Here is a 25,755-nt window from a genome sequence, read left to right as displayed (position 1 = left end):
CACCAGAGGAGCCTAGCCATGAGTACATATCGCACAGCAAGCGGCATCCGGGGCCTGCGCCTGGCGCTTGCCATCGCCGCCATCGGCGCCCTGGCGCCCCGGGCGCACGCCGAGCCAGTCGCCGCCACGGCCGCCACCGCCGCCGCTGCCGAAACGGGCGCCGCCAGGAGCAGCCGGGCCGCCGTCCGTCCCAAGTCCACGCCGCCGCAAAGCGAATCGCGCGCCGGCCGCACCGAGATGGCGCCGCAAATGAGTCTGGCCGAAGGCAAATCGACCCTGGTACGCCTGCCGTTCGCCGCCAGCCGCATGTCCGTCGGCGATCCGCGCATCGCCGACGTGATCCTGCTCAACCCCACCGAGGTGTACCTGCTGGGGCGCTCCGTCGGCACCACCAACCTGATCCTGTGGAACAAGAGCAATGACGCCACCATCATCGACCTGGCCGTCGGCATCGACAGCAGCAGCCTGCAGGCACGCATGGCCGAGCTGCTGCCGAACGAAAAGATCCACGTCACGGTGGCGGGCGACACGCTGATCCTGTCGGGCATGGTCAGCGATGTCGTCAAGGCCGATCAGGCCCTGTCGCTGGCCAACGCCTATGTGCAGCGCAGCACCCGCAGCGGCGGCGCCACCTCCGGCGCGGCGCCGGCCGCAGGCGCCGCCGCTCCAGCCCCTGCGCCCGATGCGGGCATGCCGCGCGTGATCAACCTGCTGTCGATCGCCGCGCCGCAGCAGGTGATGCTGGAAGTGAAGGTGGCCGAGGTGTCGAAGGTGCTGGTCGACCAGCTGGGCGCCAGCCTGGGCATCAACAAGACCATCGGCAGCTGGTCGTATTCGCTGCTGTCCAGCCTGCTCAGCAACAATCCCAGCGGCTTGAGCGGCGCCAGCAAGAACAACTTCTTCAACCTCGACGCGCAAAAACGCGATGGCCTGATCAAGGTGCTGGCCGAACCGAACATCATGGCCATCAGCGGCCAGGAGGCGAGCTTCCTGGCCGGCGGCAAAATCTTCATCCCCGTCAGCCAGACCAACAATGGCGGCGTGCCCACCATCACCCTGGAAGAGAAGGAATTCGGCGTGGCCGTGAAATTCACGCCCACCGTGCTCGAAGGGGGACGCATCAACCTGAAGGTGGCGCCGGAAGTGTCGGACCTGAACAAGGACGGCATCGGCATCACCGCCACCGGCATCTCGGCCACCGCCGTCCTGCCTTCGTTTACGACGCGGCGCGCCACCACCACGGTGCAGCTGTTCGACGGCCAGAGCTTCGCCATCGGCGGCTTGATCAAGAACAACGTGACCAGCAATATCAAGGCCTTGCCAGGCCTGGGCGAAGTGCCCGTGCTGGGTGCCCTGTTCCGCAGCACGGACTTCCAGACGGACCGTTCGGAACTGGTCTTCATCATCACGCCGCACCTGGTCAAACCGCTGCCGGCCGACTACAAGCTGCCCACCGACGGCTACATCCAGCCGACGCGCGGCGACATGTTCATGCAGGGAAAAATGGAAGGCAGCGCCCCTGCGCCCGCCCCCGCAGCGCCAGCAGCCCCCATGCAGCCGCAAGCGGCCGCGCCCCAGCCTGCCGCCGGCTTCGACCTCAAATAGGAGAACACCATGAAAACCGCTCATTGCCTGCCTTGCGCCGCCCTGGTATGCCTGCTGGCCGGCTGCACCGCCACCACCACGCCCGTGCTCGATTCGCACTTCGGCGAATCGGTGGCCCTGCTCAAGGCCCAGCAGATCATGTATCCGGACGCCTACCGCAATACCAACCCCGTCAGCGGCATCGACGGCAAGGCCGGCGCCAGCGCCTACCAGCGCTACCAGAAATCGTTCGCGGCGCCGGACCCGCAACCGAATGTGTTCACCATCGGCGTGGGCGGACGCCAGTAGGCGCCGGTCCCGCGATGCACTTCCCCAAGGCCACCAGGAGACAGCCATGAACACCGCATTCCGCAGGCACGACAAGCAGCAGGGCGCGATCGCCATCGTGCTGGGGCTGACCCTGGTGGTGCTGTTTGCCATGGGCGGCCTGGTGCTGGATCTGGGCCACCTGTACATCGCCAAGACGGAGCTGCAGAACGGCGCCGACAGCTCGGCGCTGGCAGGCGCCGTGGAACTCGATCAAAGCGCCACCGGCATCGACAACGCGCAGACGAAAGCCATCGCCATCGCGCAAAAGAACCGCTACGATTTTTCCACCACCCTGACCATCACGGCCGCCAACATCAGCTTCGGCCCCAGCCCGGACGGGCCATGGTCGTCCGGCGCCAGCGCCCGTACCAGCCCCCAGGGCCAGACCTTCATCCGCGTCGACACGGGCAGCAAAACCTTCGCCACCTACCTGATGGGCATCGCCGGCATCGCCAGCACCAGCACCTCGGGCGTGGCGGTGGCAGGCCGCTTCGTCAACGACGTCACGCCGATCGGCGTGTGCGCCGTCGATCCGGCCAACAAGACGGCGCAATACACGTATCCGGCCGCACCGGCCGGCACGGGCCTGACGGAACTGCTGGAATTCGGCTTTCGCCGCGGCGTCACCTACAACCTGTTCGGTCTCAATCCGCTGGGCGGCTCGTCCGATCCCTACCTGATCAACCCCGTCGACGCGCCCCCTGGCGCCTGCGACGCGTCGCATGCCAGCGCCAATTCCACCGCGCCGTTCATGTGCACGGGCAGCAGCGCCGTCGTCAGCAGCGGCTCGGGCAAGGTCTACACGAACACGGGCTTGAGCGCCGGCAAGATCGCAGCCGCCCTCAATTCGCGCTTCGACGATTATTCCTCGCCTTCCGTGTGCGACCCCGCGACGGCGCCGCCCGATACCAACATCAAGGAGTATCCATGCAAGGGCGGCGGATCGCCCTGCGTCGCCAGCGCCGCCAACTCGCCGCCCACCGGCTGGATGGAACCGGGCGCCAGCACCTTGCCCAGCCAGCAATCGGTCAGCCTGTCCGGCAACAAGCCGAACTACCGCCTGTCGCCGGCCTTCACGACGCCCGTGACGGCGGCCCAGGCGCAGTTCGCCGGCTACGGCGTGCTGTGGTCCTACGGCCCCGCCTACCAAAGCAACGGCGCCACCCCGGCCAAGGCCGGCACGGCCTACAGCGTCGCGGACGCCAATGCCAATCCCATGTACAGCACGGCCAAGGCGAACTACTTCGACACGGCCAGCTACCCCGTCAGCCCCGGCGCAAGCTTTCCTGCCAGTACGCCGCCTTCGCCGTACAACCAGACCAGCGGCCCCACGTTCCAGGCGCCCTCGGCAGCCCATCCGGGCCGCAACAACCGGCGCATCCTCAACGTGGTGCTGGTCGACTGCCGTACGGCGCCCGTGGGACCGGCCTCGTGCGGCGCCATGGATGCGGTGGGCATCGGCAAATTCTTCATGACGATGAAGGCCGATTTCAGCGGCGGTGCGCGCCTCGACGTCGAGTTCGCGGGCCTGATCGAGCCCGTGCCGAATTCCGAAATCAAACTCTACAAGTGAGGCGGCCATGCGCATCCCCCTTTCCCCCCTCAGGCAGCGCGGCGGCGCCGCCGTCGAATTCGGCATCGTGCTGGCCCTGCTGGTCACCCTGCTGGCCGGTATCTTCGGCTTCGGCCGCGCCTTCTGGTACTACGACGCGCTGACCAAGGCCACGCGCGACGCGGCGCGCAACATGTCCGTCAAGGCCAAGGCGAGCATCTCCTCGCAGGGCGTGCCGGCGGCCAGGCAAACGGTGGTCGATGCGGCCGTCAGCGCCGGCATCAGCGGCTTCACCACGGCCAACGTGACGGTTACCTGCCTGGACGCGAGCTTCAACGACAGCAGCTGCACCGATGGCACGGCGCCGGGCGGCATCCGCGTCGAAGTCGTCAACTACACGCTGTCGGTGGGCCAGTACCTGCCCTTCGTCATCGGCGCGGCCAGCAGCTATGCCACGCCGCTGTCGCCGCGCACCACCATGCGCTACATGCTGTAAGGAGAACGCCATGCGCCACCGCCTTCCGCTTGCACCCCGGGCCGGCCGCCAGCACGGCGCCGCCGCCGTCGAATTCGCCCTGGTGGCGCTGCTGTTTTTCACCCTGCTGTTCGGCATCCTCGAATTTGGCCGCATGCTGTACCTGTACAACACGGTGCAGGAAGTGAGCCGCCGCGCCGCGCGCGAAGCCGTGGTGCGCTGGATCGACCAGACCGACGCCGTGAAGACGCTGGCCCTGTTCGGCGGCACGGCCCTGCCGGCCGCCCCGGAACTGACGGCCGCCAACATCACCATCAGCTACCTGAACAAGAGCGGCGCCGAAGTGACCTCGCCGCCCACCGATCCCGGCGACAACCTGTCGGCCTGCGGCGACAACACGCGCACGGCCAGCTGCATCGACAGCGTGCGCGTATCGATCGACAACGTCAGCTATACGCCGATGGTCAGCCTGTTCGGTTTTCTCAATATCGCCGTGCCCGCCTCGGTGGTGGTCATGCACGCCGAAAGCCTGGGCTTCCAGATCAACTGAACGCCTTTACCAGGAGTACCACGTGAATATCGTCATCGTCTCGAAAAATGAAGCCCAGCTCAAGCGGCTCACCCGCCTGCTGCGCGAACGCAGCGCGGCCGACCGCGTCGCGCTGCTGGCGAGCATACCGGATGTCTTCGACAACGGCGTCACGCCGGACTTGCTGCTGCTGGAGCAGGAGCAGACGGGCGAAGCGGAGCTGGAACAGCTGGAACTGCTGGGCGGGCGCCATCCGAACCTGGCCATCATCGTGCAATGTACGCAGCAAAGTCCGCAATTCCTGCTGCGCTCGATGCGCGCCGGCGTGCGCGAAGTGCTGCAGCCGGACGACGACGCAGCCCTGTGCGCCGCCTTGCGCCGCATCGAGGAAAAACTGCAAAAACAGGTCACGCGCAAGGGCCAGGTACTGGCCTTCGTCTCGTGCAAGGGCGGCAGCGGCGCCACCTTCATCGCCGCCAACCTCGGCTACGCGCTGGCCGCCGGCGAGCAGCGCAAGGTGGCGCTGTTCGACCTGAACCTGCAGTTCGGCGACGCCGCCCTGTTCGTCTCGGACCACAAGCCGGCCACCACCCTGTCGCAGCTGTCGCAGCAGATCGTGCGCCTCGACGCCTCGCTGCTCAGCGCCAGCATGATCCAGATCACGCCCGCCTACAGCATGCTGGCAGCCGCCGACGACCCCGCCCATGCGGCCGATGTCGAAGCCGACCATATCGACCGTCTGCTGACCCTGGCGCGCAGCCAGTACGACTACATCCTGCTCGACGTGGGACGCGGCCTCGACCCCGTCAGCGTGCGCGCGCTGGACCGGGCCGACCTGATCTTCCCCGTGCTGCAGGCAACGCTGCCCTATGTGCGCGACGGCAAGCGCCTGCTCGACGTGTTCCGCGGCCTGGGCTACCGCGAAGACAAGATCCGCCTGATCCTGAACCGCTATGCCAGCAGCGACAACATCCGCGTGGCCGACCTGGAAGCGGCGTACGGCAAGCATGTCTACAAATCCATCCCCAATCACTACGAGGCGGTGGCGGCCTCCGTCAGCCAGGGCGTGCCCATCCTCAAGCTGGCATCGCACAATCCCGTCTCGCGCGCCCTGCAGGAACTGGCCGCCAGCCTGGCCGGCGAAACCCCGCCCGCCGCGCAAGGCTGGGTTTCGCGGCTGCTGGCGCGCGCTTGATTCCCTACAGCGCGCCTGATACCCCCTATTTACCGGAGACCGACCATGACTGCCGAAAAACTCACCCTGCGGGACCGCCTGGGCTATGCCCAGGATGACGCCAGCCTGAATGACGATGCCGCGCACCAGGGCGCATCGAGCCAGAGCTACCAGCAACTCAAGCACCGCACCCACCAGGCGCTGCTCGACCGCGTCGACCTGGAGGGCATGCAGCGCCTGTCGCGCGAACAGATCCGCGAAGAGCTGAAAATCCTCGTCAGCGACGTGCTCACGGAAGACAATGTGGTGATCAACGAGCTGGAACGGCGCTCGCTGATCCGCGACATCCAGGATGAGGTGCTGGGCTTCGGCCCGCTCGAACCGCTGCTGGCCGATCCCGGCGTGTCCGATATCCTCGTCAACACCTACCGCCAGGTGTATGTCGAACGCCATGGCCGCCTGGAGCTGAGCGACGTCTGCTTCACCGACGACGCCCACCTGATGAAAATCATCGACAAGATCGTCTCGCGCGTGGGCCGGCGCATCGATGAATCGAGCCCCATGGTCGATGCGCGCCTGCCCGACGGTTCGCGCGTCAACGCCATCATCCCGCCGCTGGCCATCGACGGCCCCGTGATGTCGATCCGCCGCTTCTCGGCCCAGCCCCTGCGCCTGGCCGACCTGATGCTCAAGCACAGCCTGACGGAGGAAATGAGCACCACCCTGCAGGCACTGGGCAAGGCCAAGGTCAACATCCTGATCTCGGGCGGCACGGGCAGCGGCAAGACCACCATGCTCAATGCGATTTCCGGCTTCATCAGCACGGCCGAACGCATCGTCACCATCGAGGACGCGGCCGAACTGCAGATGCAGCAGCCGCACGTGGTGCGCCTGGAAACGCGGCCCGCGAACATCGAGGGCAAGGGCGAAGTGACGCAGCGGGCGCTGGTGCGCAACGCGCTGCGCATGCGTCCCGACCGCATCATCCTGGGCGAGGTGCGCGGCGCCGAGGCGCTCGACATGCTGGGCGCCATGAACACGGGCCACGAAGGCTCGATGGCCACCATCCACGCCAACACCCCGCGCGACGCGCTGACGCGGCTGGAAAACATGATCAGCATGGCCTCGGCGGGCCTGCCCGTGAAAGCCATGCGCCAGCAGATCAGTTCCGCCATCAGCGTGGTGGTGCAGGTGGCGCGCCTGACGGACGGCAAGCGCAAGATCATTTCGATCCAGGAAATCACGGGCATGGAAGGCGAGATGATCACCATGCAGGAAATCTTCACCTTCCGCCAGACGGGCATCGGCGAGGACGGCACGGTGCAGGGGCATTTCCATGCCAGCGGCGTGCGGCCGCATTTCCTGGAACGCCTGCGCGCCTTCGGCATCAGCCTGCCGGAAACCCTGTTCGATCCCGCCCGCCAGTACCATTAAGGGGAGCATCATGGACTATCTCTATTACGTATTCGCCATCCTCACCTTCATCGCCGTGGTGCTGCTGATCGAAGGACTGTACCTGGCGTGGAACACGTCGCGCGGCCCGGAAGCGGAACGGGTCGCGCGCCGCCTGCGCATCATGTCGGCCGGCGCGCATGGCGACGCGGGCAGTTCGATGATCAAGAAGCGCCTGCTGAGCGACACCCCGGCCCTGCAGCGCGTGCTGCTCAGCGTGCCCCGCGTGCATGCGCTCGACCGCCTGCTGGAACAGTCGGGCCTGAGCTGGAGCGTGGCCAGCTTCGCCGGCGTGATGCTGGCCTCGGCCGGCGCGGCGTTTTTGCTGCTCAGCTACTTCGCCGTGCCGTGGCTGCTGCGCCTGCCCCTGGTGGCCGGCGCGGCCCTGCTGCCGCTGCTGGTGGTCTTGCGCGCCAAGGCCAAGCGCCTGCAGCGCATCGAGCAGCAATTGCCCGATGCCCTGGACCTGATGGCGCGTGCCCTGCGCGCCGGCCACGCCTTTCCCACCGCCCTGAAAATGGTCGGCGATGAAATGAACGCGCCGCTGGCCGTGGAATTTCGCGCCACCTTCGACGAAGTCAATTTCGGCATCGCCATGCAGGATGCCCTGATGAACCTGGCCACGCGCGTGCCCAGCACGGACTTGCGCTACTTCGTCATCGCCGTGCTGATCCAGCGCGAAACGGGCGGCAACCTGGCCGAACTGCTCGACAGCATCAGCCGCATCATCCGCGAGCGCATCAAGCTGCTGGGACAGGTGCGCGTGCTGTCGGCCGAAGGCCGGCTGTCGGCCTGGATCCTGTCGCTGCTGCCCTTCGGCGCGGCGGCCATGATCCACCTGACCAATCCGCAGTTCCTGGAAATGCTGTTCGTCGACCCGGGCGGACGCAAGATGCTCGTCGGCGCCCTGCTGCTGATGGTGTGCGGCGTCCTGGTCATGCGCAGTATCATCCGCATCCGTGTCTGAGCCCGCAAGGAGAATCCTCATGAACCCCGTCCATTTCGCCTTCCTCGCCCTGCTCTTCATTGCCGTCTTCGGCACCGTGCTGGTGGCCATGCGCAGCTTTGCACCCGATCCCTTGCGCCAGCGCATGGACAACGCCACCGGCAAGAGCGCGGCGGCGCCTGGCGCCTCATCGGCGCCCAGCCCCTGGCTGGCGCGCATGGTGCGCCTGAGCGGCCCCCTGGCCAAACTGTCGCTTCCCGACCAGGGCTGGGAAGGCTCCGTGATGCGCCGGCGCTTCATGAATGCCGGCTTGCGCCAGGCGTCGGCGCCCATCCTGTTCTTTTCCGCCAAGACCATGCTGGCCATCGGCCTGCCCCTGCTGCTGTTCCTGGGACTGAGCGCCTCTGGCAGCCAGATGGCGGGCAAGGCATTGCTGTTCTGGCTGCTGATCGTCGCCGCCATCGGCTACTACCTGCCCAATATTGTCCTGGCGCAAATGATCAAGCGGCGCCAGCGCGATATCTTCGAAAGCTTTCCCGATGCGCTGGACTTGATGACGGTGTGCGTGGAAGCGGGCCTGGCCATGGATGCGGCGCTGGCCAGGGTAGCGTCCGAAATCGCGCTGAAAAGCACCGTGCTGGCCGAGGAGCTCCACCTGGTGATGCTGGAACTACGCGCCGGCAACACCAAGGAGCGGGCGCTGCGCAACCTGGCGCTGCGCACGGGCGTCGAGGATGTCGACGCGCTGGTGGCCATGCTGATCCAGGCCGAGCGCTTCGGCACCAGCATCGCCGCCTCGCTGCGCGTGCAGTCAGATCAGCTGCGCACCAAGCGCCGCCAGATGGCCGAGGAAGAAGCGGCGAAGATCGCCCTCAAGCTGCTGTTTCCGCTGATCTTTTTCATCTTCCCGTCGCTGCTGGTCGTCCTGATGGGACCAGCCTTCCTGCAAATTTACCGCGTACTCCTGCCCAGCATGGGCAGCGGCAACTGACCGGAGAACCGCCATGTCACAGCACACCACCCTGATGCTCATGCTCGCCTGCGCCGGCCTGCTGCCCGCCTGCGGCCACCTGCCCGGCCCGGCCAGCCAGGGCAGTCACGCTGCGCCGCCCCAGGCGCGCATCGATGACAGCGCCGCCACCCGCACCACAGCGTTCTGCAAGCTGGGCAAGCGCCTGCAGGAACTGGGCGATCAGCGCGCGGCGCTGGCGGCGTACCGCGAAGCCCTGCTGCTGACACCCGACTCGGCCGATGCGCGCAATGGCGCCGCCGTGCTGCACGCGCAGCTGGGCCAGCTGGAAACGGCCCGCACCATGCTGCAGGCGCTGGCACAGGAGGTGCCGACGGCCAGGACCTACAACAACCTCGGCTACGTGCTGTACCTGCAGGGAGAGTATGCCCAGGCGGCCAGCGTGCTGCGCCAGTCGCTGCAGCTCGACAACGGCCAGCAGCCGGCGCGCGCCAACCTGGACCTGGCCATTGCCGCGCTGGCGCGCAGCATCGGCACGGTCGATGTGGCCGATGCGGGCGATGCCGCCACGCAGTCCGTCGCGCCCGACCTGGCGCCAGCGGCGCCTGCCAGCCGTTTGCAATTGACGCAATTGCAGCCGAATATCTTCGCGCTGAGCTGGCGCGATGCTCCCGTGGCGGCGCGCGCCGCCTTGCCCGCCCCGGCAAAAACGGCGGCGCCGGCGGCGCCGCTGCCACGGCTGGAAGTCATCAACGGCAATGGCGAAACGGGGATGGCGGCGCGCATGCGCGGCATGCTGGGCGGCATGGGCATCAGCGTGCTGCGGCTGGGCAACCAGCGGCCATACGGCGTCCAGGCCAGCAGCATCGTCTACCGGCCCGGCCATGCGCAGGCGGCCGCCACCCTCGCCCTCGCCTTGGGCGGCATGCCGCAACTGCAAGCGTCTGATGACAGCGGCATCGGCACGGGCGCCGACCTGCGTTTATTGCTGGGCAAGGATGCGGCAGCCAGCCTGCGCGCGCCGGATGCGCGCCTGGCATCGAACACTGCACTGTGACTGCGGCGTCAGCGTGGCAGCAGGCGGCGGTCGGCGGGATCGAGCAGGAAGCCCTGCAGGATCTCCTGCAGTTGCGGCAGCTTCGCCACGTAGGCGGGGATGCCCAGCTGGCGCGCGCCGAAGTAGTGGGCGATGAGGTCGCCCTGCTGTTCCATGTTGAAGTCGGACAGGACGCCGCCCGCCTGCGCGTCGTAGCGGTAGGCGCGCTGCCCGATATAGCCGCCGCACAGCGCCAGCAACACGCCATGCAGCAGCACGCTGTAGCCGAGCTGGTATTGCCACACATGCACCATCTCGTGGATGAAGAACAGCTTGCCGCCATTGCCTTCGCGGGAAAAATCATCGCGGTACTGGACCGGCATGAAGTGCAGGCTGCCGCGCGGCGTCATCGCCGTGTTCTGGTCCTGCAAGCCGAATGGTAGAAAGGAGCCGCGCACGACGCGTACGCGCGCGTAGTCGATGGCGCCCTGGAAGACGCTGCGGGCCATGGCGGTTTCGCCGATGGTGAGGGGACGGCGCAAGACGCGCATAAGAAGAGGAGAAAAAGCGCGGCAGGCATGCAAGCATGCCGCATTATCAAAGCGTCAAGTTCCTGACAGAAGCGTAGCGAGCGGCAGCGATTTGTGGCCAAGAAGCGCAACCGTGCTGGAGCACGGTGAGCATCGCAGGCCGCAAAGCGCGACGCGCAGTAGCTTATGTCAGGTACGACTAAACCGAGCGCAGGCCGCTGGCTGCCTTGGCGATTTCCGTGATGCGGTCCCAGTTGCCGGCCGCGATCGCGTCTTTCGGCGTCAGCCACGAGCCGCCCACGCAGGCGACGTTCTTGCACGCCAGGAACTGCGATGCCGTCTCTTGCGAGATGCCGCCCGTCGGGCAGAACGTGATGTCCGGCAGCGGGCCGTAGATGGCGTTGAGCATGCCGATGCCGCCCGCCGGCACGGCCGGGAACAGTTTCAGCTGCTGGAAGCCGTTTTCGCGCGCCGCCATCACTTCACCGGGCGTCATCACGCCTGGCAGCAGGGGCAAGCCGCTGCTTTTCGCCGCCGCCACCAGCGCGGACGTCAGGCCTGGCGAGACGCCGAAGACGGCGCCCGCATCGCGTGCCTGCGCGAATTCCTCGGGACGGGTCAGGGTGCCCACGCCGACGATGGCGCCCGGCACTTCCGACATGGCGCGGATCGCTTCCAGGCCGTGCTTGGTGCGCAGGGTCACTTCCAGCACGCGGATGCCGCCCGCCACCAGCGCGCGCGCCAGCGGTACGGCGTGTTCAGGATCGTCGATCGCAATCACGGGGATCACGCTCGAGGTGCGCATAATTTCCAGTAGTGTCATGGTCATCTCTTATTTCCTAGCCAAAAAGTCTTCATCGGAACCCGGTACGGTATCACCGACATTGTCGGCGTCGTGCAAGGCGACGGTGGTGGGAATCGGCGACGGCAGGCCGAAGGTGGTAGCACCCTCTTCCGCCGCGCTGACGGTGGAACGGAACATGGAAAACAGCTCGCGGCCCATGCCGACGTGGTTCGGCGACAAATCGGCCGTGACCAGCGAACGGGCATGCCAGACGTCGGCCGGCACCAGCGCTTCGAGCACGCCCGTGAAGGCGTCGAGGCGGATGATGTCGCCGTCGCGCACCAGACCCAGCGGGCCGCCGGCGAGGATTTCAGGCGACACGTGGATGGCAGCCGGCACCTTGCCCGACGCGCCCGACATGCGGCCATCGGTGACCAGCGCCACGTGGCGGCCCGCATCCTGCAGGTTGGCCAGCGCCGGCGTCAGCGCATGCAATTCCGGCATGCCGTTGGCGCGCGGTCCCTGGAAGCGCAGCACGGCGACGAAGTCGCGGTCCAGCGATCCCGCCTTGTAGGCGGCCATGAAATCTTCCTGCGAATTGAACACCAGGGCCGGCGCTTCCACCGTGCGGTGCTGCGGCTTGACGGCCGACACCTTCATCACGGCGCGGCCCAGGTTACCCGCGACCAATACCATGCCGCCGTCCGGCGCGAACGGGTTCGAAGCCGGACGCAGCACATTTTCGTCGGCGCTGGCAGCCGGTGCATCTTTCCAGAAGACCTTGCCGTCTTCGCCCAGGAACGGCTCCATGCAGTGCGCGCGCAAGCCATGGCCCAGGATGGTGTTGACGTCTTCGTGCAGCAAGCCCGCGTCCAGCAGTTCGCGGATCAGGTAACCCGTGCCGCCGGCCGCGTGGAAATGGTTCACGTCGGCGTCGCCGTTCGGGTAGATGCGCGTGAGCATCGGCACGATGGCCGACAGTTCGTTGAAATCGTTCCAGTCGATGACGATGCCGGCCGCCTTGGCGATGGCCACCAGGTGCAAGGTATGGTTGGTCGAACCGCCCGTGGCCAGCAAGCCCACGACGGCGTTGACGATACATTTCTCGTCGACAATATGGCCGACTGGCAAGTAATTGGCGCTTTGCGCCGTGATGCCGGCGGCGCGCTGGGCGGCGGCGGCGGTCAGCGCATCGCGCAGCGGCGTGTTCGGCGTGATGAAGGCAGCGCCCGGCAAATGCAGGCCCATCACTTCCATCAGCATCTGGTTGCTGTTCGCCGTACCGTAGAAGGTACAGGTGCCGGCGCCGTGGTAGGCTTTCGACTCGCCTTCGAGCAAGTCTTCACGCGTGGCCTTGCCTTGCGCATACAGCTGGCGCACCTTGGCTTTTTCCTGGTTCGACAAACCGGAGGTCATCGGACCGGCCGGCACGAAGACGGCCGGCAAGTGGCCGAAGTGCAGCGCGCCGATCAGCAGGCCCGGCACGATCTTGTCGCACACGCCCAGGTACAGGGCCGAGTCGAACATATTGTGCGACAGCGCCACGGCCGTCGACATGGCGATGGTGTCGCGCGAAAACAGCGACAGTTCCATGCCCGGCTGGCCTTGCGTCACGCCATCGCACATGGCAGGCACGCCGCCGGCGAACTGGGCAACGGCGCCCACTTCGCGCACGGCTTGCTTGATAATCTGCGGGAAGCCTTCAAACGGCTGGTGCGCCGACAGCATGTCGTTGTACGAGGAAACGATCGCCACGGACGGCTTCTTGTATTCCTTCAGCGACAGCTTGTCGTTGGCGGGAAAGGCGGCAAAGCCGTGCGCCAGGTTGGTGCACGACAGGGCGCCGCGCTGCACGCCCTGGATGCGGGCGGCATCCAGATGCGCCAGGTAGGCGCCGCGCGATGGCCGGCTGCGCGCGATGATGCGCGCTGTTACGGATTCGACTACTGGATGCAGCGCCATATGGATTTCCTTAAAAATGAGTATTTCGTGAAATTTTACTACAAAACGACGAAGAAGAAGCACTCTTGCATGGGCCAACAACACAAATAAGCCACGGATTGCGGCGTATCAAAGCAAACCCGGGCAATATCGCGTATCAGCACCGGCCAACTCTTCTCTTGTATACCACTGGCGCAATCGCTAAAAAAAGCACAACAAAATCAGCTTCGCATCACAAACTGTAGTGAAATTACGTTTTTCTGATGTATTATTCTCACATCAACGCCGGATCCGCAGTTCGCCACCCCGAACGCGCCGCGCTCCTTTCAACCGAGACAAGCACCCAAGCCGACCGCCATGCGCCAGCCAGCACCTACTCCTGCCATCACCGCCACCGCCAGTTTCCAGTCCCTGCAAGCGCACAGCGCCAGCCTGCGCGACGTGCATCTGCGCCAGTTGTTCGCGGCCGACCCCGCGCGCTTTGCCAGCATGACGGTGGATGCGGCCGGCCTGCTGCTCGATTACTCGAAGAACCGGGTCGACGCCACCGCCATGGGCCTGCTGATGGACCTGGCCCGCGAGCGCGGCGTGGAAGCGCAGCGCGAAGCCATGTTCACTGGCGAGAAAATCAATCTTACCGAACATCGGGCCGTTCTGCATACCGCCTTGCGCGCGCCACGCGGCACCAAGCTGGTGGTCGATGGCCAGGATATCGATGCCGACGTGCAAGATGTGCTGCAACGCGTCAAGGCGTTTACGGACAAGGTGCGCAATGGCAGCTGGCTCGGCTACACGGGCAAGCCGATTTGCGACATCGTCAACATCGGCATCGGCGGCTCGGACCTGGGCCCGAAAATGGCGTGCCTGGCGCTGCGTTCCTACGCCAACCCGGGCCTGGAAATGCACTTTGTTTCCAACGTCGACGGGCACGACATGGAAGCGACCCTGTCCAGGGTCGATCCGGAAACGACGCTGTTCATCGTCGCCTCGAAAACTTTTGTTACGGCTGAAACCATGCTCAACGCCAACACGGCGCGCGCCTGGTTCCTGCTCGAAGGCGAAGAAAGCGACTTGGCCAAGCATTTTGTGGCCGTCTCGACCAACACGCAAGCCATCGTCGACTTCGGCATTTCGCCGGACAACATGTTCCCGTTCTGGGACTGGGTCGGCGGCCGCTATTCCGTCTGGTCGTCGATCGGCCTGGCCGTGGCGCTGTCCGTCGGCTTTGAATACTTCAGCGATTTCCTCGCCGGCGCGCATGCGATGGACCAGCACTTCCGCCAGGCCCCGCTGGAGCAGAACATGCCCGTGGTGCTGGCCATGGTGGGCTTCTGGAACCGCCAGTTCCTCGATTGCGGCTCCGTTTCCATTGCGCCTTACCACCAGGACTTGAGCCGCTTTGCTGCCTATCTGCAACAGTTGGACATGGAAAGCAACGGCAAGCGCGTCACCAAGGATGGCGTGCCCGTCGACGTACCGACCGGTCCCGTCATCTGGGGCGATTGCGGCACGAATGCCCAGCACGCGTATTTCCAGCTGCTGCACCAGGGCACCGACATCACGCCCATCGACTTCATCGCCGCCCTGCGCGCCACGCACGATTTGCCGGGCCATCACGACGCCCTGCTGGCGAACTGCTTCGCCCAGTCGGAAGCCTTCATGACGGGCAAGACGGGCGAGGAAGTGCGTCTTGACTTGCAGGCGCAAGGCTTGCCGGACAGCGAGATCGAAGCGCTGGTGCCGCACAAGACTTTCCCCGGCAACCGCCCCAGCAATACCATTTTGATGGACCAGCTGACCCCGACCACCCTGGGCGCCCTGATCGCGCTGTACGAACACAAGACCTTCGTGCAGGGCGTCTTGTGGAACGTCAACAGTTTTGATCAGTGGGGCGTGGAACTGGGCAAGGTGCTGGCCAAGAAAATCCAGGCCGAACTGACGGGTGAAGCCCGTCCCGACCATCACGACAGCTCGACCAATGGCTTGATTGCCCTGGCGAAAGCCGCCAAGGCGGCGTATTAACTTAATTGAGGTTTATGAACATTTACGAAATCAAAGTAGTCAGCGACAAAGCCATGCAAGTGGGCGAATGCCCGCTATGGCATGGCAAGGAAGCGGCCCTGTACTGGGTCGACATCGATGGCCGCGCCGTGCACCGCCTGCACCCCGCCAGCGGCAAGCATGAACAGTGGAGCATGCCGACGGAACCGTCTGCGCTGGCCATCAACGCGGGCGGCGGCCTGATCGTGGCCTTGCGCAGCGGCTTTGCCCACCTCGACACGAAGACGGGCAGCCTGGCGGAAATCGCCCCGGCGCCGTTCGACATGGCCACCACGCGCTTCAACGATGGCAAGGTCGACCCTGCCGGCCGCTTCTGGGTCGGCACGATTTTCGAGCCGCGCAGCGCCGATGCGGCAGAAATGTTCGTGCTGGAAAAGGGCAATGTGCGCAAGGTCTGGTCGGGCGGCATGACCGTATCGAACGGCCTGGGATTTTCCCCGGACAAGCGCACCATGTACCACTCGGATACCACCATGCACCGCATCGACCGCTTCGATTTCGACGCGGCGAGTGGAGCCATTTCCGCGCCGCAACCATTCCAGCGTTTTTCCACGGACAAGAAAGCCTTTGATTACGGCGGGCGCCCCGATGGCGCGGCCGTCGACAGCGAAGGCAATTACTGGTCGGCCATGTTTGAAGGCGGCAAGATCTTGCGCTTCGCCCCCGATGGCCATCTGCTGGGCGAAATCGCCGTGCCCGTGCGCTGCCCCACCATGGTGACATTCGGCGGCCCGGACCTGCGCACCCTGTACATCACCAGCGCCAGCCATAACCGCTCGGCAGAGGAAATTGCCAACCACCCTTTGAGCGGCCACGTGCTGTCCGTGCGCGTGGACGTGGCGGGACAGCCGGAACACCTGTATCAGGCGTAATCGTTTGCCCGCATAAAAAAAGCGCCGGACCCTCGCGGGTACCGGCGCTTTTTCACATGCGAGCGCGCAAATCAGCGCGCCAGCACTTTACGGATCGTCTCCGCCAGTTCAGCCGCCACAAACTTGGCGACATAACCATCCGCACCCACGCCCTTGACGTGGTCTTCGTTGGTAGAACCCGTCAGCGACGAGTGGATCACCACGGGGATGTTGGCGAAGCGGCCATCGTTCTTGATGTTGCGCGTCAGGGTAAAGCCATCCATTTCCGGCATTTCCAGGTCCGTCAGCACCAGCGCAACCTTGTCTTTCGCCGTCTTGCCTTCCGTGGCGGCCTGGGCCGAGATCGCCTGCAGGCGCTCCCACGCTTCCTTGCCCGTCTTGGTCATGATGAAAGGCACGCCCATCGCTTCGAGGCCCTTCTCGATCAGCGAACGGGCCAGCGAGGAATCGTCGGCCGCGAGGATCACGGCGCCGGCCGGCAAGCGCACTTGCGGGCCGATGCTGTTCTCGTCCACGTCCGGGTCACCCGACGGCAGCACGTTGCGCAGGATTTGTTCCACGTCAAGCACTTGGGCCAGACGCGTCTTGTCCGTGTCGCCATCGAGGCGCGCGATGCTGGTGACGAGGCCGCCGCCGACGCTCGATTCGGCCGACAGCACCTGATTCCATTCCAGGCGCACGATTTCATCGACCTCTTCCACGGCAAACGCCTGTGTCGAGCGGGCAAATTCGGTCACCATCAGGATCTTCAAGCCATTGCTCTTGCAGCCGACCGCCATCGGCAAGTCGATCACGGGCACGATCTGGCCACGGATGTTGACCACGCCCAACATGTGGGGGTGCGAACCGGCTACGGCCGTGATGGCCGGCATTTCCATGATTTCACGGACTTTGAACACATTGATGCCGAATAGTTCGCGGCTGGTCGAGTGATCACTAGTGCCCAGCTTGAACAGGAACAGTTCGAATTTGTTATTGCCTGTCAGGCTGGTGCGTTCATCGACATCTTGCTGCATTGAATTCATTGTGTCCCCTTGAGCCGTCTTGTAAAGTTAAGTCGCCTGCCCTGATGCTGCGGACAGTGCGGACTGCACGTCGCATGGACGTCGGATGGCGGGTTCGGGGCATGGCCGGCGCTAGCGGTGCAGTGTATATCGTACAATTTCTTACAACCAATAGTTGCTATCGATTCGAGCTTGAATTATACGGTTTTTTACTTTCTTCAAAGCTACTTTACGCTGCCAACAGCGATCCTGACAGTATTTCTTGATTTGCTTGTTGCTACAGCGCAAATGATGATGGAGGGAATCGAAAATTTCCCTGGCAACCATGGTTGCTTTGAAAAGCCAATGAAAAGCAGGACGCTGCGCCGGCGCCGGCGAACGGCATATAATGGCCATGCCGGCATCGCCGGCATGCATACCGGGCAAAATGGCGACGGCAGCGGATGGAATGTAGTAAAATTTCTTGCAATTGCCTGTTCTACGTAGTAAATTTACACCATCGATTATAGTAGCGACAGACTGGCACTTCCGGTCGGCTTCCTCCCCGCTCCGGCCCTTTTACTTTTGCGACGACACTCACTTATGGCACTTACCGATTTTGACCTGGTCCTGTTTGGCGGCAGCGGCGATTTAGCAATGCGCAAGTTGTTGCCTGCAATGTATGCGCGCGACGTCGCGAACGATTTGCCGCCGACGGCGCGCATCATCTGTGTGGGCCGCCAGGACAGCGGCCAGGATGCCTTCCTGAAAATGGTAGAGACCAACTCGCGTCCCCACATCAAGGCCAGCACCCTGAATGCCGCCACCTGGAGCAAATTCTGCGCGCGCATCGTGTATGTGTCGCTCAACGCCAGCGATGCGGCCACGTACGCGCCGCTGGTCGAAGCGCTGCGCGGCGATGCCGATCTGACGCGCGTGTACTACCTGGCGACGCCGCCGCATTTGTTCGCCCTCATCTGCGACAACCTGGAAGACAACGGCCTGGTGACGCCGAATTCGCGCGTGGTCCTGGAAAAGCCGCTGGGCCGCGATTTGGCCAGCGCCAAGCAGATCAATGCCGAAGTGGGCAAGGTCTTCCAGGAATCGCAGATTTACCGCATCGACCATTACCTGGGCAAGGAAACCGTGCAGAACTTGCTGGCCCTGCGCTTCGGCAACATCCTGTTCGAACCGCTGTGGCGCCGCGAATGGATTTCCGACGTGCAGATCACCATCGCCGAAAAGCTGGGCGTGGGCAACCGCATGGGTTACTACGACACCTCGGGCGCGCTGCGCGACATGCTGCAAAACCACCTGCTGCAACTGCTGTGCATCGTCGCCATGGAACCGCCGACCTCGATCGCGCCGGACGCCGTGCGCGATGAAAAACTGCAAGTGCTGCGCTCGCTGAAAAAATTCACGCCTACCACCCTGGCGCAGAACATCGTGCGCGGCCAGTACCGCGCCGGCCACGTCGATGGCGCCACCGTGCCGAGCTACCGCGACGAGCCGGACGCGCCGGAACACTCGCGCACCGAAACCTTCGTTGCGCTGAAGGCGGAAATCGACACCTGGCGCTGGGCCGGCGTGCCGTTCTACCTGCGCACGGGCAAGCGCATGGCTGACAGCCTGGCCGAGATCGTCGTGCGCTTCAAGCAGATTCCGCACTCGATCTTCAACCAGCCGACGTCCAGCTTCCAGCCGAACTGCCTGGTGATCCGCTTGCAGCCGGACGAAGGCTTGCGCATGAACCTGATGGCGAAAACCCCGGGCGACGGCATGCGCTTGAAACCGGCGGAACTGGAACTCGATTTCCGCGAATCGTTCAAGACCCCGCGCATGGACGCCTACGAGCGCCTGCTGCTCGACGTCCTGCGCGGCCAGCTGACCCTGTTCATGCGCGGCGACGAACTGGAAGCGGCCTGGGAATGGGTCGAGCCGATTCTCGACAACTGGGAACAGAACGACAGCGCGCCGATTCCCTACACGGCCGGCACCTGGGGCCCCGCGGCCGCCAGCGCCCTGATCGGCCGCGATGGCTTGCAGTGGCGTGAAGAGGCGCTTCCTGAAGACTAGTTTGGAAGCGCAAGGAGTCTGGCCTTGCAAGGCCAGACCGTTACGCAGGCGTGGAGCGGTGCTCCACGAATTCCCTGCTTCACCGTTGCCAGTCCCCGAGTTCCCGAAAACTAACCCAGAAGATTACCCTGATGCTGCTTGACTCCATCCGCACCCAGCTCGATTCGCTCTCCAAGTCGGAGAAGAAGGTCGCGCTGGCCGTGCTTGACCAGCCGAACCAGACGGTCAGCCAGAACATCACGGCGCTGGCGAAAAGCGCACAGGTGTCGGAACCGACCGTGGTGCGCTTTTGCCGCACCCTGGGCTACGACGGCTGGCATGAATTCAAGCTGAAGCTGGCGCAGGGTCTGGCCCTGGCCATGCCGGGCGCGAACGAGCAGCCGGCGCAGGACGACCTGGCGGCCGACCTGGTGAATAAAATCTGCAGCCGCTCGATCAACACCCTGCTCGACCTGCGCAACAACCTGAACCCGGAAGCGATCCAGCGCGCGCTCGACATCCTGTCGCGCGCCAGCAAGATCGAATTCTATGGCCAGGGCACGTCGGGCATCGTGGCGGCCGACGCGCAGCACAAGTTCTTCCGCTCGGGCGTGCCGACGGTGGCTTACAGCGACCCGAACATCCACAGCATCGCCGCAGCCCTGCTGCGCGGCGGCGACTGCCTGGTGGCGATCTCGCAGCGCGGCAACAGCCCCGCCCTGGTCCGCTCCGTGAAACTGGCGCGCCGCGGCGGCGCCGACGTCGTCGTGCTGGCCCCGTCCGGCACGCCGCTGGCCGACCTGGCGACCGTGCTGATCCCGATAGACCTGGTCTTCAACACCGACCCCTACACCCCGATTTCCGCCCGCCTGGCCTACCTGGTGGTGATCGACGTGCTGGCCGTGGGCCTGGCCCTGCAACGGGGGCCGGAGTTCCGCAAGAAGATGCAGAACGCGCAGAAGGCGCTGCAGGAATTCGACATGCAGTTCGACTCCTTCATCGGCTGATCCCCCCATCGGCTCCAGCCTCGCTGGAGCCTCTGCTTTGCGCGACAGGCATCAAGGCATATCAGCCGGTTTTCCGGAATGAAGAATAGGATGAATTTTACTATCGCCATCCACATTTGACACAACCACTCTCACCTCGTCATTTTCAAAAAAATGCATATAGATATCTCCTGGCCTATCATATTTTTCCACTTCCACCATTTTTTCTTTAATAATATGCTGTAGTCCATCCGGCATATCCCACCGCACCCGCACCATCATTCTGGGATACCACACTCTCGGGATAGAGGCGCAACAGATTTCTGCTCCTCCCGCCCCCCATCTCGCCATATCCGCGCCTCCGGCTCCATCCACCGACGCGGAGTAAATAAAATTCCCGGTATGGTTCACAATACCCACCTGCGCCGTCGCGGTAGGACTTGGGCGGGCTTCCTCGACCTGCCTGGCCTTGAGGGCACAGCCGCTCAGCAGCAGGGCAGTGCCAAGATAAATAATCCATTTCATAATTTTCACCTTGCAAAAAATGCCACGTGGTTTTTCTACTTCACTGCCACATACGGCAATAAAAATAGGGGACTGCCCACGCTTGAATGCCTCAAGAAAAAGTGATGGGAATCGGTCCAGAAAAGAAATTTTTATCGATCATCCTATCAAGGAAGATTGGCAGGCTTTCCAGAATGAAGAATAGGATGGTTTTTACTATCGCCGTCCACATTTGACACAACCACTCTCACCCCGTCATCGGGGAAGAAATGCATATAGATATCCCCGGGCTCATCGTATTTTTCCACTTCCACCATTTTTTCTTTGACAATATGCGTATGCTCTTCCGGCATATCCCACCGCACTAGAACCATCATCCCCGCATACCATACCCGCGGGATGGATGCGCAGCAAACCTCGGCTCCTCCCGCTCCCCATCTGGCCATATTGGCGCCTCCCGCCCCATCCACCGATGCGGAGTAAATATACTTCCCCGTATGGTTGACAATACCCACCTGCGCCGTCGCGGTAGCACTTGAGCCGGCATCCTCAACCTGCTTGGCCGTGAACGCACAGCCGCTCAGCAGCAAAGCAGTGCCAAGATAAATAATCCATTTCATGATTTTCCTTTCGGCTCCAGCCGCGCTGAACTCACGCCCTATGCGAGCGCCTCTGCTCGCGTTGCATAGCGCTGCTGCGCCAGGTAAATCTCTTCATCGGCTTTGGCTTGCGCAATATCCTGTGTTAAGTTTTCACTCCACACGAATTTTTCGGGTGTTTCTTCCGCCTGGATGCCGGCCGTCGGCATGCGTTGCAGTTCCTTCTCGTGCACGCTTTTCCGGAAAAAGCCGCTTTGCGGGTAGTAGCCACGGCGCAAGATATAGCCGCCACCCTCGCGACGCGTATAGGTTTGCGTGGTGATCACCGCACTGCGCATGTCGGCGCTGTCGGCATCCGTACGGATTGGGTAGGGGGTGCCGTACTGCGCTTCCTTGACCAGTGCGTCCTCTTCCGGCGTCAATGCTTCGCCATTCTTCTGTTTCAATTGCGCAACTTCGGTCTTTCGGCTCAGTTCATACGCGCGTTTATAAAAGCCTTCTTCAGGCGGTTTATCGGCGAACGAGGCGATCTTGGCCCGTTTATCGTATTCCGTCACTTCGCCCGCCATATAAAATCCGGCTAGAGAATCATGTACATAGTCGTCAAAAAAACGCATCACTTCGGGCGGCAGCGGTTTTGGGTGATCGAATATGTCGAGCGCCCAAGCTTCCCAGTCATCCAGCGGTGTATGATTTTGCGCGCGATAGTATTGCCAGTGATTGATGCGCGCAATATCCCGGGCGCTGAACGGTTTATCCTCATCGCCATGACGAAAGGCTTTGCGTGCGCGCAGCGCTTCCAGATCGCCTGCCAGCAAACGGTTGTAGGAACCCAGATCCTCCCGCTCTTGCGCGTTGGCCGCCTTGAAGCTGGCCGTGGCTTCCAGGGTCTTGACGCGCACGGCGCGCCAGCGGTAATACAGCTCCATATGCTTGCTCAGCAAGCCGCCTTGCTTGTTAAGCTCGGCGGTATAAGCTTCCCATGCCTTGGCAAGCTCTTGACTGACCTGGAAATCATCCTGATCGCGAAGTTCCAGTTTGCTGAACGGTATCAAGGGCACGCCCTTGAGGCGCGCCTCCTTGAACATATGCGCGAGCGGGATTTGCGACAACAAGGCTGCTTGTCCGCCACGCCCCTTTCCCTGCTCGCCCGGACCATAGCCGCCTCCCACGTCGGAGTGCACGCCAGGAAAATACACTTCCTCGATTTTCCCTTCCAAGCGTGTAACGGGGAAATTCATGCGCTGCTCATGCGTGGCAATGCAATGCAAGCCTGCCTGAACGCAGCGAGGCAGCGGCTTGAGCAATTCATTGGCCCAGGCCCAATGGCCATCGAACATCGCGCCAGGCGCGATCGTGGTTTTCGCGACAGACGCCGAGCTGCCCACGGTTGCCACCGTGTCGAAGACGCCAAGAAAATCGATGCTGACGGGGATGCCGGCAAACTCCTGCCCCTCACCTTTGCCCGGCGTGAGCAAATCGGCAAACAGCTGGCAGAATGCCACCGCCTCGGCGGCGCCCCGCGAAAAACCGAATACGGACAGGGTCAGCGATGGAATATGCGGTTTCGGCTGTGCCGCGATCGCGGCTTTTAACTTTTCGATATGCTCAGCGAACCAGTCCGAGTGTGTCATGAAGCGTTCCCTGCCAGTTAAGGGATGCGGTACCTTTTTGTGGCCTACGGCATTATCATAAGTACGTGCGAACTCGCCGGCTTGATCATCTTTATATAATGGATTTCCTTTTCCATCCATAATTGCATGCAATGAATTTATAACCTGCAACAGCCCCCATATAATGCGCGGCTGCCCCCCTTTGGCAAATGCCTTCCCTTCGTCCGATTCAGTCAACTCACCGATTTCCTTAAATGGCGTTCCCACGCCAGGAATATAATATCGAAAATAACCGGCACCCCGCTTATCAGATGGAAAACTCGAAAATAGCCGCGCCACATTGCTATGGCTGGCACTATTGGGGTCGACCACAACATTAGCTATAGGAATGGGCTTTTTTGTTCTTGGATCGAGCACACCTGTCCTAACCCCATTCCTATCGCGTTCCAGGTTATTATTGGTTCCATCAAAGAAAAGTCCAACCCTCACTGGAATACTACACGGCGCGCTATCTTTATTAGCACATGCCTCCTTGGCAATTTCGGATTGTTCTTTCGTCGACGGGTTTAGAAAGAAATCGACTGGAAACGGCGCGGAATGGGGGGTTTCACTGATCATGATATCAAGGAATATTGGCAGGTTTTCCGGAGTGAAGAATAGGATGAGTTTTTGCCCCCCCTCCAGAATTTGACACGACAACTCTCACCTCGTCATCGGGGAAGAAATGCATATAGATATCCCCTGGTTCATCGTATTTTTCCACTTCTACCATTTTTTCTTTGACAACATCGGTATGGCCTTCAGGCATATTCCAACGCACCCGGACTTTCATTCCCGGATACCACACACGAGGAATGGATGTGCAGCAAATATTGGCAAGCCCCGCCCCCCATCTGGCCATATTCCCCCCTCCCGCTCCATCCACCGATGCGGAATAAATATACTTCCCCGTATGGTTGACAATACCCACCTGCGCCGTCGCGGTAGGACTTGGATTGACGTCCTCAACCTGCCGGGCCTTGAAGGCGCAGCCGTTCAGCAGCAAGGCCGCACCAAGATAAATAATCCATTTCATCATTTGCACCTTATAAAAAATGCCACGCCATTTTTCATTTTACTGCCACACGTGACAATAGAAAACATAGAACTCCCACGCGTCGCAAATGGTTTAAGAAAAACCAGGAAAATGTGCAAGAGTGGAGTTTCATTAATCGAAATAAACCTCTAAGGATTGATATTTTCCGGTTTTCCATAGTGGCGTATCGGATGAGCAGTGCTATATCCGGGATAAATTGAAACCACAACCCGAACTTCATCGTCTGGAAAAAAATGGATATAAATACTTCCCGTTTCATCGTATTTTTCCACTTCCACCATTTTTTCTTTGATAACGTCGGTATGCCCTTCAGGCATATTCCAACGCACCAGGACTTTCATTCCCGGATACCACACTCTCGGGATAGAGGCGCAACAGATTTCTGCCCCCCCCGCCCCCCACCTGGCCATGTTGGCGCCTCCGGCCCCATCCACCGATGCGGAATAAATATATTTCCCCGTATGGTTGACAATACCCACCTGCGCTGTCGCGGTAGGACTTGGGCCGACTTGCTCAACCTGCCTGGTCTTGAGGGCGCAACCGCTCAGCAGCAAGGCGGTGCCAAGATAAATAATCCATTTCATGATTTTCCTTTTATAAAAGTGAGCAGTTGAGGGAACAAGGCTAGGCAGCCGAGCGCGCCTGCCAGAAATCGTCGGGCAGCGTGTCGAGTTCGGACAGGTAATTCGCACCTTGGCGCGTGCGCCGCAACAGGCTGGCCATCGCCGGATGCACGGTAAAATCATCGGCCAGCATCAAGGCCAGGGCGCTGAAATGCTGACGCTGGCCTGCCGCCTCGATGCCGCTGGCGCTTGCCACTAGTAAATGACGCGCCACGCGCGCGTGGCACTCGGCCGGGGTGCCGGAATGAAACAGGTCCGGCTGCACATCATGCAGATTGGCCAGGATGGCATCGGCTTCGGCGGTATCCACCAGGGCTGCGAAGGCGGCGTCGCTGAGCGGAAATTTGTCAAACTCCGCCGGAACGGGACTGGGCAGCGCCTCGCCCTGCCAACTGATCAGGGAACCATCGCGCCGCAGCGACCACCAGCGGTAGATGGGGCTCAGCAAATGCGCATATTGGGTTTGCGTCAAGGCCGCCAGCAAGGCCGGCAATGTGCGGCTATCGGCCCAGCGCACGGGCCATTCGACGGTGTCTGGCGTGATGGCAATCAAATAGGGGCGCAGATGCTGCTCCAGCCGGTCGATATCGAGCGTGCTGGCGATGATGCTGAGCATGGGCTTGCCCGCGCACAGCGAGAACAGGCGCTGCAGCCACTCGGCCTGCTCGCTGCTTGCCTGTGGCGCCGCCATTAAATGCGGTGCAGCACTCTTGAAGTTTTGCAGCGAGGTGTGCGCATACAGCGACTGGCGCCGCAAGCGGCTCGGGTAGCGCTTGGTGAAAAACTCCTCATCGCAGGCGCCGTCCAGCAGCGCCAGCAAGTGCAAGGGCTGGCCGCCGTTCGCCACCGCCGCTTCCTCACGCAAGGCTTGCAGTTGCTGCGCGATCTGCGCTGGAACCGCAGGGTCAGGAAGATCGATGGCAAAGTACATCAGGATTCCTTTTCTAGGCTGCCGTGGGCGCGACAAACGGGCTGCCGCTACGCAACGCCGCCAGCAGGCACGCCTTGCAGACGCTGGCAGGCAGCGCCGGCAACGGATAAGCGAGCCTTTCCGGCCCGA

At 62.7% G+C, this 25,755-nt stretch carries 25 protein-coding genes; 15 read left to right on the top strand and 10 right to left on the bottom strand.

The window, feature by feature from the left end; all coding sequences use genetic code 11:
- Positions 1-18: 18 nt before the first annotated feature.
- From NCG91_RS15700 to NCG91_RS15655, 10 genes are read left to right on the top strand one after another with little or no spacing between them, the layout of a single operon-like run.
- Positions 19-1,605, top strand: a complete 1,587-nt coding sequence (locus tag NCG91_RS15700) for a type II and III secretion system protein family protein (RefSeq protein ID WP_251350347.1) — start codon at positions 19-21, stop codon at positions 1,603-1,605.
- 9 nt (positions 1,606-1,614) lie between these two features.
- Positions 1,615-1,893 carry a pilus assembly protein gene (locus NCG91_RS15695; RefSeq protein ID WP_099666907.1) on the top strand — a complete coding sequence of 93 codons (279 nt, stop codon included), beginning with the start codon at positions 1,615-1,617 and terminating at the stop codon, positions 1,891-1,893.
- Between the two features lie 46 nt (positions 1,894-1,939).
- Positions 1,940-3,487, top strand: coding sequence for a pilus assembly protein TadG-related protein (locus tag NCG91_RS15690; protein WP_251350346.1), 1,548 nt, complete (start codon positions 1,940-1,942; stop codon positions 3,485-3,487).
- Positions 3,488-3,494: 7 nt separating this feature from the next.
- Entirely contained in the window at positions 3,495-3,962 is a 468-nt protein-coding gene (locus NCG91_RS15685) for a TadE/TadG family type IV pilus assembly protein (RefSeq protein ID WP_099666905.1), read from the top strand.
- A 10-nt stretch (positions 3,963-3,972) separates the two neighbouring features.
- Entirely contained in the window at positions 3,973-4,491 is a 519-nt protein-coding gene (locus NCG91_RS15680; RefSeq protein ID WP_099666904.1) for a TadE/TadG family type IV pilus assembly protein, read from the top strand.
- A gap of 22 nt (positions 4,492-4,513) precedes the next feature.
- A complete protein-coding gene (locus tag NCG91_RS15675; protein ID WP_251350345.1) occupies positions 4,514-5,665 on the top strand; it encodes a CpaE/TadZ family protein in 1,152 nt (383 codons plus the stop codon).
- Positions 5,666-5,710: 45 nt separating this feature from the next.
- Entirely contained in the window at positions 5,711-7,078 is a 1,368-nt protein-coding gene (locus NCG91_RS15670) for a TadA family conjugal transfer-associated ATPase (RefSeq protein ID WP_099379045.1), read from the top strand.
- A 10-nt stretch (positions 7,079-7,088) separates the two neighbouring features.
- The gene (locus NCG91_RS15665) at positions 7,089-8,063 is read left to right on the top strand and encodes a type II secretion system F family protein (RefSeq protein ID WP_099666902.1); all 975 of its coding nucleotides are present in this window, start codon (positions 7,089-7,091) and stop codon (positions 8,061-8,063) included.
- Between the two features lie 19 nt (positions 8,064-8,082).
- Positions 8,083-9,033 (top strand): type II secretion system F family protein, encoded by a 951-nt coding sequence (locus NCG91_RS15660; RefSeq protein ID WP_099666901.1) that lies wholly within the window; start codon positions 8,083-8,085, stop codon positions 9,031-9,033.
- 13 nt (positions 9,034-9,046) lie between these two features.
- Entirely contained in the window at positions 9,047-10,069 is a 1,023-nt protein-coding gene (locus NCG91_RS15655; RefSeq protein ID WP_099666900.1) for a LytR C-terminal domain-containing protein, read from the top strand.
- 8 nt (positions 10,070-10,077) lie between these two features.
- On the opposite strand, the gene NCG91_RS15650 is transcribed toward NCG91_RS15655, so the two are convergent.
- The 3 genes from NCG91_RS15650 to edd all read right to left on the bottom strand — a co-directional run bounded on the left by NCG91_RS15650 (position 10,078) and on the right by edd (position 13,324).
- Positions 10,078-10,590, bottom strand: coding sequence for a Rhs element Vgr protein (locus NCG91_RS15650; RefSeq protein ID WP_251350344.1), 513 nt, complete (start codon positions 10,588-10,590; stop codon positions 10,078-10,080).
- Positions 10,591-10,777: 187 nt separating this feature from the next.
- Positions 10,778-11,407 (bottom strand): bifunctional 4-hydroxy-2-oxoglutarate aldolase/2-dehydro-3-deoxy-phosphogluconate aldolase, encoded by a 630-nt coding sequence (gene eda / locus NCG91_RS15645; protein ID WP_035821279.1) that lies wholly within the window; start codon positions 11,405-11,407, stop codon positions 10,778-10,780.
- 3 nt (positions 11,408-11,410) lie between these two features.
- On the bottom strand, positions 11,411-13,324 hold the full coding sequence (edd, locus tag NCG91_RS15640; RefSeq protein ID WP_251350343.1) for a phosphogluconate dehydratase: 1,914 nt from the start codon (positions 13,322-13,324) through the stop codon (positions 11,411-11,413).
- A 336-nt stretch (positions 13,325-13,660) separates the two neighbouring features.
- Here edd and pgi point away from each other — a divergent pair, with 336 nt between their 5' ends.
- Together pgi and NCG91_RS15630 are read left to right on the top strand one after the other, a co-directional pair.
- Positions 13,661-15,325 (top strand): glucose-6-phosphate isomerase, encoded by a 1,665-nt coding sequence (gene pgi, locus NCG91_RS15635; RefSeq protein WP_251350342.1) that lies wholly within the window; start codon positions 13,661-13,663, stop codon positions 15,323-15,325.
- Positions 15,326-15,339: 14 nt separating this feature from the next.
- Positions 15,340-16,236 (top strand): SMP-30/gluconolactonase/LRE family protein, encoded by an 897-nt coding sequence (locus tag NCG91_RS15630; protein WP_251350341.1) that lies wholly within the window; start codon positions 15,340-15,342, stop codon positions 16,234-16,236.
- 71 nt (positions 16,237-16,307) lie between these two features.
- Here NCG91_RS15630 and NCG91_RS15625 read toward each other — a convergent pair whose 3' ends face one another.
- Positions 16,308-17,261, bottom strand: a complete 954-nt coding sequence (locus NCG91_RS15625; RefSeq protein WP_070281275.1) for a chemotaxis protein — start codon at positions 17,259-17,261, stop codon at positions 16,308-16,310.
- Between the two features lie 171 nt (positions 17,262-17,432).
- On the opposite strand from NCG91_RS15625, the gene NCG91_RS15620 reads away from it, so the two are divergent.
- From NCG91_RS15620 to NCG91_RS15610, 3 genes are all read left to right on the top strand, one after another.
- Positions 17,433-17,726 (top strand): hypothetical protein, encoded by a 294-nt coding sequence (locus tag NCG91_RS15620; protein ID WP_251350340.1) that lies wholly within the window; start codon positions 17,433-17,435, stop codon positions 17,724-17,726.
- A 96-nt stretch (positions 17,727-17,822) separates the two neighbouring features.
- Complete coding sequence (gene zwf, locus NCG91_RS15615; RefSeq protein ID WP_034750861.1) at positions 17,823-19,295, top strand: glucose-6-phosphate dehydrogenase; 1,473 nt, start codon at positions 17,823-17,825, stop codon at positions 19,293-19,295.
- A gap of 131 nt (positions 19,296-19,426) precedes the next feature.
- Positions 19,427-20,281, top strand: a complete 855-nt coding sequence (locus tag NCG91_RS15610; RefSeq protein WP_034750862.1) for an SIS domain-containing protein — start codon at positions 19,427-19,429, stop codon at positions 20,279-20,281.
- Between the two features lie 51 nt (positions 20,282-20,332).
- On the opposite strand, the gene NCG91_RS15605 is transcribed toward NCG91_RS15610, so the two are convergent.
- The 6 genes from NCG91_RS15605 to NCG91_RS15580 form a co-directional block, all read right to left on the bottom strand.
- On the bottom strand, positions 20,333-20,785 hold the full coding sequence (locus NCG91_RS15605) for a DUF3304 domain-containing protein (protein WP_099666894.1): 453 nt from the start codon (positions 20,783-20,785) through the stop codon (positions 20,333-20,335).
- Between the two features lie 146 nt (positions 20,786-20,931).
- Positions 20,932-21,384: a DUF3304 domain-containing protein gene (locus tag NCG91_RS15600; RefSeq protein ID WP_251350339.1), complete on the bottom strand. Its 453-nt coding sequence runs from the start codon at positions 21,382-21,384 to the stop codon at positions 20,932-20,934.
- 38 nt (positions 21,385-21,422) lie between these two features.
- The gene (locus tag NCG91_RS15595; protein ID WP_251350338.1) at positions 21,423-23,675 is read right to left on the bottom strand and encodes a phospholipase effector Tle1 domain-containing protein; all 2,253 of its coding nucleotides are present in this window, start codon (positions 23,673-23,675) and stop codon (positions 21,423-21,425) included.
- Positions 23,599-24,054: a DUF3304 domain-containing protein gene (locus NCG91_RS15590; protein ID WP_251350337.1), complete on the bottom strand. Its 456-nt coding sequence runs from the start codon at positions 24,052-24,054 to the stop codon at positions 23,599-23,601. The genes NCG91_RS15595 and NCG91_RS15590 overlap by 77 nt, the downstream gene beginning before the upstream one ends.
- A gap of 146 nt (positions 24,055-24,200) precedes the next feature.
- Positions 24,201-24,656, bottom strand: coding sequence for a DUF3304 domain-containing protein (locus NCG91_RS15585; protein ID WP_180278710.1), 456 nt, complete (start codon positions 24,654-24,656; stop codon positions 24,201-24,203).
- A gap of 40 nt (positions 24,657-24,696) precedes the next feature.
- Positions 24,697-25,626, bottom strand: a complete 930-nt coding sequence (locus NCG91_RS15580) for a DUF4123 domain-containing protein (protein WP_251350336.1) — start codon at positions 25,624-25,626, stop codon at positions 24,697-24,699.
- Between the last annotated feature and the right edge of the window lie 129 nt (positions 25,627-25,755).

Origin of the sequence: Janthinobacterium kumbetense (genome assembly GCF_023703445.1) — a bacterium.
In the GTDB taxonomy this organism is placed as follows: domain Bacteria; phylum Pseudomonadota; class Gammaproteobacteria; order Burkholderiales; family Burkholderiaceae_D; genus Janthinobacterium; species Janthinobacterium kumbetense.
The sequence above is the reverse complement of the archived record's forward strand: the minus strand, read 5'-3'. Positions and strand labels throughout refer to the sequence as shown.